This is a genomic window from Vibrio sp. Y176, assembly GCF_033438945.1.
This window is the reverse complement of the sequence record NZ_JAWOQS010000252.1, coordinates 1-858: the sequence shown is the minus strand read 5'-3', so window position 1 is coordinate 858 and position 858 is coordinate 1. Positions and strand designations below refer to the sequence as shown.

Annotated in this window: 1 protein-coding gene and 1 pseudogene; both read right to left on the bottom strand. The window is 42.5% G+C overall.

The annotated features are described in order from the left end of the window. Positions 1 to 735 (bottom strand): type VI secretion system baseplate subunit TssF (gene tssF, locus R7O13_RS25390; RefSeq protein ID WP_318305011.1); only part of this gene is annotated, 735 nt, incomplete at its 3' end. After that, positions 732 to 858 (bottom strand): annotated as a pseudogene (locus R7O13_RS25385) (type VI secretion system baseplate subunit TssE); the annotation flags it as partial. The pseudogene R7O13_RS25385 and the gene tssF, both read right to left, overlap by 4 nt.

The following is an 858-nucleotide window of genomic DNA, read 5'->3' as shown; positions in this document are numbered from 1 at the left end:
AAAACTTCTCTTACTGTAAGGGACGACTTGTTCCTCGTCCCCAAAACCAACCGATTGAAGATGCCTCTTAGTTAGAGGCATGATTTCTTTACCATCCAATACGATTGAAAGACCAATCAAACTTTGGAATAACATTTGATATAGCTTGAGTGTTAATTGCGTCTGTCCATTTAAGTACAAACGCAAACAATCGATACCCATGGAATTGATAGAGGACTCTGAATCATGAGCACTCAGCTGACACCTTAGTACAGAGTGCGCATTGTGCTCCCACTTAGAGCCAGTAGGCTTGAAAGGCGCGTTCTCAAATGAACCAGAGATAATATCGAGTGGATACATTGTTGTCGGGTAACCGGTTCGAAACTGGCAATCTTGATATCCAGGGGCACTAACTTCGACTCTTTCACCCACAGGAATAGCAAATGAACTAGTGGTTGACTCTGAACAGTTCAATTTGATCACGGACATCGAAGGAATTGGCGCATGAAAGTCCGGATATAGCTGTCCCATCAGTGATTCCGTAAACTGTGGGTAACTGTTATCCAGACTTTGTCTTATCCGAGCGGTTAAAAAAGCACAACCTTCCAACAGACGTTCAACATGTGGGTCTTCAACTTGTTCTTCGCTGATACGTAACCTAGCCGCAATTTTAGGATATTGCTCGCCAAACTCTTGTCCTTTGTGTCGCAGATAGGCCAATTCACGATTGTAGTATTTTAGAAACTCTTCACTCATTTCGCTCGACTCAACTTCATTCCTAAGTTCACTGGCTCGACTTCCGAATTGAATTTCAACTCGTGGATGTCATTATCAATCAAACAAGTTGCGCTAATTTCTAACCGTAAGGTTCGATCTATC